Origin of the sequence: Anaerosalibacter massiliensis (assembly GCF_024623155.1) — a bacterium.
GTDB lineage: Bacteria > Bacillota > Clostridia > Tissierellales > Sporanaerobacteraceae > Anaerosalibacter > Anaerosalibacter massiliensis.
Map to the genome: position 1 here is coordinate 1 of NZ_JANJZL010000027.1, position 6,539 is coordinate 6,539.

6 protein-coding genes are annotated in these 6,539 nt (G+C 28.7%); all 6 read left to right on the forward strand.

From position 1 onward, the window contains the following. Positions 1–311 precede the first annotated feature (311 nt). The 6 genes from NSA23_RS16305 to NSA23_RS16330 all read left to right on the forward strand — a co-directional run bounded on the left by NSA23_RS16305 (position 312) and on the right by NSA23_RS16330 (position 6,281). Positions 312–2,363, forward strand: a complete 2,052-nt coding sequence (locus NSA23_RS16305; protein ID WP_187116635.1) for a BglG family transcription antiterminator — start codon at positions 312–314, stop codon at positions 2,361–2,363. Beyond that, complete coding sequence (locus tag NSA23_RS16310; RefSeq protein WP_042679588.1) at positions 2,353–3,006, forward strand: class II aldolase/adducin family protein; 654 nt, start codon at positions 2,353–2,355, stop codon at positions 3,004–3,006. Before NSA23_RS16305 ends, NSA23_RS16310 begins: the two co-directional genes overlap by 11 nt. Before the next feature lie 23 nt (positions 3,007–3,029). Then, positions 3,030–4,073, forward strand: a complete 1,044-nt coding sequence (locus NSA23_RS16315; RefSeq protein ID WP_257490790.1) for an alcohol dehydrogenase catalytic domain-containing protein — start codon at positions 3,030–3,032, stop codon at positions 4,071–4,073. Positions 4,074–4,100: 27 nt separating this feature from the next. Continuing rightward, positions 4,101–4,400: a PTS sugar transporter subunit IIB gene (locus tag NSA23_RS16320; protein ID WP_042679592.1), complete on the forward strand. Its 300-nt coding sequence runs from the start codon at positions 4,101–4,103 to the stop codon at positions 4,398–4,400. A gap of 16 nt (positions 4,401–4,416) precedes the next feature. After that, on the forward strand, positions 4,417–5,664 hold the full coding sequence (locus NSA23_RS16325; protein ID WP_042679594.1) for a PTS transporter subunit IIC: 1,248 nt from the start codon (positions 4,417–4,419) through the stop codon (positions 5,662–5,664). A 158-nt stretch (positions 5,665–5,822) separates the two neighbouring features. Then, complete coding sequence (locus NSA23_RS16330) at positions 5,823–6,281, forward strand: PTS sugar transporter subunit IIA (RefSeq protein WP_042679715.1); 459 nt, start codon at positions 5,823–5,825, stop codon at positions 6,279–6,281. Positions 6,282–6,539: the final 258 nt, after the last annotated feature.

A 6,539-nucleotide genomic window follows, 5' to 3' on the forward strand; every position in this document is an offset into this window, starting at 1 on the left:
TATCCAGTACCTTTAAAAAGAATAGGTGTAGAAGATAAATTCGGAGAATCAGGAACTGCAGAAGATGTACTAAAGAAATATGGTTTAACAGTAGAAAATATAGTTGAAAAAGTTAAGAAAATTATTTAATTTAATAGACCATATTTTGAAAGGCAGAGATATTAATATATGTCTCTGCCTTTAATTTCAGTGTATTGCTTATTATAAAATTATTACATAAATTTTTTCAATATTATCGTAAGTTTTTCAACTGTTTATTATATATTAGAAATGATATAGTGAAATTACTAGGGAGGAAGATGTGGGTGACTATGGATAAAAGAAAGGTAAACATTGTTTACCAGATTATAAATAAAAGTTACCAAAATACTTCATTATATAAATTGGCAAACGATTTTTCCGTTTCAGAAAGAACAATTAGGAATGATATTGTAAAAATTAATCAATATTTTAGCTATATTAGTGATAAGTTTTTAAAATTAGATAGCAGTGGAATGGTGTATCTAGATAAAGATATAAATATAAAAGATGTAAAAGAAGCATTAAAAGGAATGAATTTTTATGACTATACTCTTTCGAAAGAGGAAAGGGTTTTTGTAAATATTTGTATACTTATATTAAGTAATAGATATGTAACGTATCAAGAAATTGCAAAATTTATGTATGTTTCAAGATTTACAGTAATAGATGATTTTTCCAGTGTAAATGACTTTCTGAAGGATTTTAATTTGGAAGTATTCTCACTATCTAATAAAGGATTAAAGATACATGGATTAGAAAGAAATATTCGTAAAGCTATTCTTAATATTATTATAAATGATACAGAATTGGTAGCTAGATTTTTAAAGCAAGAAACTTTAAATAAGTTTATTGATTTAAAAAGAACAAAAATTGAGGGCAATTTAGAAATTATCTATAAAATTATAAAAGAGGTCGAGTATGAGAATAAAACATATTTTACAGATATCTCATTAGAAAGACTATCCTATTATTTATATTTTATGATCATAAGGATATCCTATGGTGAAATAGTTGAAATGAAGAAGAAAACAGATAATTGTCAAAAGAATGGAAAGATGGCTACTGATTTATTAAAAAGAATAGGACAGTATTTTGATCTGGAGATTGAAGAAGATGAATTTGGGTTATTACAAGAGATGTTAGGAAGACTTAATTATATAAGAAGAGAAGTGAACAATCCAGATATTATAAAGATTCAAATGGTTACTAGAAAGTTTATTGAGTTAGTTTCTAGTTCTTTAAATATAAATTTGAATAATGATTATAATTTGTTTATGAATCTATCTAGTCATTTAGAGCGTCTTTTTAGTAGTTCTGGTATAAAGTATCCTGAATATTTTGGTATTGATAAGATAGTTGAAAAAAATAAAGTAGTTTTAAAAGCAGTAGAAGAAAATATAAAGATATTAGAAGAATATGCAAAAAAAGAAATTAGTTATACAGATATTAAATTCATTGTTGTTTATATATGTGTAGCTATTGAGAAGAAAAAGAAAAGTGTCAAGGATCTTTCTGTAATAATTGTATGCAATAACGGAATAAGTACTTCACAGCTATTAAAAGAACAGCTGCTTAAGTATTTTGATTTTATTATAATAGAAGTTTTATCCCTTCACCAATTGGAAAACGTATCTTTGCAACATGCAGACTTGATTATATCGACTATACCATTGGATGGCTATGGATTTGAGTATATACATGTATCACCAATATTAGGTATAGAAGATATTGTAAATATTGATAAAAAGCTAGATGATATAAAAATGGACAGTATAAGAGGATTTAAAAAAATAAATAAAAATTATACACTTCCCCAAAGTATAAAAAATAATTTTATAAATGCTATTGGTCTTTCTGAATTATTAGGAGTAGAAAATATAGAAATAGATGTATTGGCAAAGGACTGGAGAGATTCTATTAGAAAAGCAGCTAGAATATTAGAAAAAAATGGAGACATTAATCAAAGATATACAGAATCTATGATTAACAATGTAGAAAAAAATGGTCCATATATTGTTATATCAAAAGGCTTTGCACTACCTCATAGTAAATATGATCAAGGAGTTAATCGTTTAGGAATGAGTTTGATACGTCTAAGTAAGCCTGTAGAATATGGAATAAAAGAATTAGATCCTATAGAATTTGTTTGTGTAATGAGTACTATAGATAATAAAGCACATTTGAAGGCTTTGTTCACATTGGTGAATATTTTGAAATTAGATGGATTTCATAGAGATATTAGAAAAGCTAAGACTTCTGAAAGCCTTTTTAATGTAATTGCATATTATGAACAAGAATTCAATAGAAACTTAAAATCAGGAGGTGTTTATAATGAAAGTTAGTTTTAAACAAGAAATAGTTAAGTATTCAAAACTATTAGATAAGAAGGGGCTTGTGAATACACTGGAGGGAAATATTTCAATATATGATCCTAATGAAGATTTACTTTATATTACACCAACGAGAAAGAGAAAAGCAGATCTTAAAGAGGAAATGGTTGCAGTTTTAAAAAATGACAAACAGATAGATGGAGAAGTTAAAAGATCTAGTGAATATTTGCTACATCAGGCAGCCATTGAAGCAAGGCCAGATTGTAGAGCTGTTGTTCATTCTCATGCACCTTTTCTTACTGCATATGCTTACTGTAATAAATCGATAGAGATCAATTGTTCTACATCTTTTTTACTAGCAATAAATAAGATTCCTTGTTTACCTTATGGACAACCAGGTACATTGGAAATTTGTAATGGATTAAGTGATGCATTAAAAGAATCAAATATTGTATTACTTGGTAATCATGGTGTTATATGTGTAGAGAAAGATATGGAGTCTTGTGCTGCGTTAATTGAGACTGCAGAGGAAGTTATCAAGACTTATTTTATAGCTACAAAAATTGGAATACCTGTAGATATTCCAGAAAAGGAAATAGAGATTTTAAAAATGAAATATTCTGCTAGCAAAGATAAAAATAATAATATTAAATAAATATCATTGGGAGGAGAATTTCTATGAGGAAAAAAATGAAAGCAGCTGTTATGTATGGTCCAAATGATATTAGAATTGAAGAAGTAGAGAAACCAGATTGTCCTGATGGAGGCTTTGTTTTAAAGGTAGAAGCAGTAGGATTATGTGGTTCAGATATTAGAAATTTAACAACAGATTCAAGAAAAGGAGATTATCCACATATATATGGACATGAAATTGTAGGGGTTATAGATGAGGTTGATCCTAAGGTGGAGGAATACAAAGTAGGAGAAAGAGTATATATATATCCTATGGCACATTGTTTAAAATGTGAGTATTGTCGTAGTGGTCATAGTGAAAATTGTATTGATACAGAAGACTATACTCAATGTCCAGGAGGTTTTGCTGAATACATTTCTTATACAAAGAAGAGAGTAGAAAGAGGAGCAATTTACCGTGTGCCAGAGGGAGTAAGTATAGAAGCAGCTACTTTAGCAGAGCCCTTGTCATCAGTTTATGCTTGTCAAGAAAATATAGATATTAGATTGGGAGATACTGTAGTCATTCTTGGTGCTGGTCCAATAGGTATTTTTCATTCTTTATTAGCTAAACTTCGTGGTGCTGAAAAGGTGATTATGGTTGAAATCAATGATAGTCGTCTTGAGATAGCTAAAAAGTTTAGTGTAGACTATGTCATAAATAGTACAAAGGAAGATCCTATTGAAGGTGTAAGAAGAATTACAAATGGAAAAGGTGCAGATAAGGTAATTTCAGCAAATCCTTCAACTCTATCCCAACAGCAAGCTATATTTATGGCTAAGAAGGGTGGCATAGTAGTTTTCTTTGGTGGAGTTGCTGGAGATACTTTGACAAAACTGGATACTAATTATTTACATTATAATAACATATGGATTTATGGTCATTATGCAAGTAATAGTATTCAGGTTAAAAAAGCATTTGAGTTATCAATTTCAGATAGATTTCCGTCGGAAAAAATAATAACTCATGTAATGCCATTAGATAATATTAATCAAGCTATAGAATTGGTAAAATTGGGAGAAGCATTGAAGGTAGTTTTAAAACCATAAGTTATATTTTAAAGGGAGGAAATAAATATGAAAAATACAGTAAAAATTTTAGTAGCATGTGGAAGTGGAGTTGCAACATCTACAGTTGCTCAAGAAAATGTAAAAGATCTTTTAAAAGAAGAAGGTATACCATTTGAAATTTCAACATGTACATTTAGCGAAATTCCAAGTAGACAAGATAATGTTGATTTAATTTTAGTTACTTCAAAATATAATGAGGCATTGGACAAGCCACTTATTAGTGTATTTGGATTAATTTCAGGTATAAATCGTAAAAAAATAGAAGAACAAATAATCAATGAATGTAAAAAAATTCTAGAAAATTAAATTGGGGAGGATAGATATGGTTAATATTATACAAAGTATCCTTAAATTAGGTCCGGCTATTATGTTGCCTATTATGATTTTGTTGTTAGGGCTTTTCTTTAAAATGAAGTTTGGAAAAGCCTTGAAAGCTGGATTGTTTGTAGGTATTGGTTTCCAAGGATTAAGTTTAGTTATAGATTTATTGATGAGAAGTATTTCACCAGCTACAAAATATTATGAAGCTATGGGTAGTGGCTTTACAACTGTTGACGTAGGCTTTGCTGCTATTGGCGGAGCTTCTTGGGGAGTTGCTTTTGCTCCTATTGCCGTTTTTATAATATTTGCAATTAATGTTATATTACTCAGGTTAAAAGTAGTTAATGTTATGAATGTTGATATATGGAATTTTATACATTTTTTAATTCCTGGTGCTATGGCTTATGCCTTATTTGATAGTGCAGTACTTGGCTTAGCAATTACAGTGCTTTTATCAGTTATAACATTATTTGTATCTCAAAAAATAGCTCCTAAATGGCAGGAGTACTTCGGATTGGAAGGGACCACTTGTTCTACATTTTCTTATATAACTTTAATTTATCCAGTGTCTTATGTAATAAATAAAATAATAGATGCTATTCCTGGATTAAATAAAGTAGATATTAGTATGGATAAAATGGCAGAAAAGCTTGGATTTCTTGGTGACCCAGCTGTAATAGGTTTAATTATAGGTGTATTTTTAGGAGCTCTAACTAAACAACCATGGACTACTTGTTTGACTATAGGAATGGGAATATCTGCTGTTTTAATATTAATACCAAGAATGGTAAGTATCATGATGGAAGGATTATCAATTATAGGTAACTCAGCACAAGAATATATGAGGGAAAAAATTGGAGATGATGCTGAATTAAATATTGGTATGGACATTGCACTAGGGTTAGGTGATCCAACAGTTGTTACAGTTACAGTACTTTGTTTACCTATTGTAATTTTATTTGCTTTTTTAATTCCAAATATGTCTTACTTTCCTGTAGGATTATTAGGAGGAGTATGTTATGTAATTCCTATGTGTGCAATGGCTAGTAAGGGCAATGTATTAAGAACATTTATTACTTCAGCAGTGAGTTTGTTTTTTATAGTGCTACTATCTAACTATTTTGCACCTGAGGCAACAGCTATGATGAAGATTACAGGAGTAGAAGTTTCAGGAATGGTTACAGATGGGTTCTTTGGATATAACATTGGAAATATAATTGTTGGCTTGTTGTCAAAGCTTATAAATTAAAAAAATATTTATAGGTAAAGATGAAATTGAAGTTAGGAATAGAGAAAAGGTCTGGAAAGTCTTTTCTCTATTTAAATTCTAATATAAATTGATAAATATAGAAGTTATTATACAATAGACTTTAAAATGAACACAGGAGGTTTATTAGATTGGAAGATATGAATATGCTTAAAAAAGAACTTATATATATAGATGTAAAAGCAGATAGTAAAAAGGAGCTATTATCTAAACTTTCAGATGAATTATATAAACAAGACTATGTAAAAGAAAATTTTAAAGAAGCAATATTAAATAGAGAAGAAAAGTATCCTACGGGGTTACCAACTTCAGGTGTTAAAGTTGCATTACCTCATGCAAAATCTGAATATGTTAATAAATCAGCTATTTTAGTAGCAACATTAGAACAACCCGTAAGTTTTAAAGAAATGGGAAGTGGAACTGAAGATATAGATGTAGAATTAGTTTTTATGTTGGCAGTGAAAGATCCTTCTCAACAAGTGAAAGTTTTACAAAAATTAATTAATTTTTTCTCAAAGGAAGATATGATGATTTCGTTAAAAGAATCAAAAGAAGTAAATTATATATATAATTTATTGATAGACAATGTAATAAAATAGGAAGTATTTTAAAGCTTCATATTTAAAAAAATAGTTTTATATATAAATAAACAATAATCGCCTTGTAATTACAAGGCGATTATTGTTTATTATTTATCCTATTATAATAAAAAGAAATTATAAATTTACTAATAGGGGCTGTTTCAAAATAAAAAGCCCATAAAAGTAAAACAGGCCGAAGAGCGGTAGCTCTTCGACCTGTTTTTTAGTATAATTTATCTGCAATGAAATCACATACTAAAATTAATTATAAAGCAA

Excerpts from the sequence above, each read along its gene's own strand:
- NSA23_RS16305 (WP_187116635.1), top strand. The coding sequence starts at position 312 with ATGGATAAAAGAAAGGTAAACATTGTTTACCAGATTATAAATAAAAGT.
- NSA23_RS16320 (WP_042679592.1), top strand. The coding sequence starts at position 4,101 with ATGAAAAATACAGTAAAAATTTTAGTAGCATGTGGAAGTGGAGTTGCA.
- NSA23_RS16310 (WP_042679588.1), top strand. The coding sequence starts at position 2,353 with ATGAAAGTTAGTTTTAAACAAGAAATAGTTAAGTATTCAAAACTATTA.
- NSA23_RS16330 (WP_042679715.1), top strand. The coding sequence starts at position 5,823 with ATGAATATGCTTAAAAAAGAACTTATATATATAGATGTAAAAGCAGAT.
- NSA23_RS16325 (WP_042679594.1), top strand. The coding sequence starts at position 4,417 with ATGGTTAATATTATACAAAGTATCCTTAAATTAGGTCCGGCTATTATG.
- NSA23_RS16315 (WP_257490790.1), top strand. The coding sequence starts at position 3,030 with ATGAGGAAAAAAATGAAAGCAGCTGTTATGTATGGTCCAAATGATATT.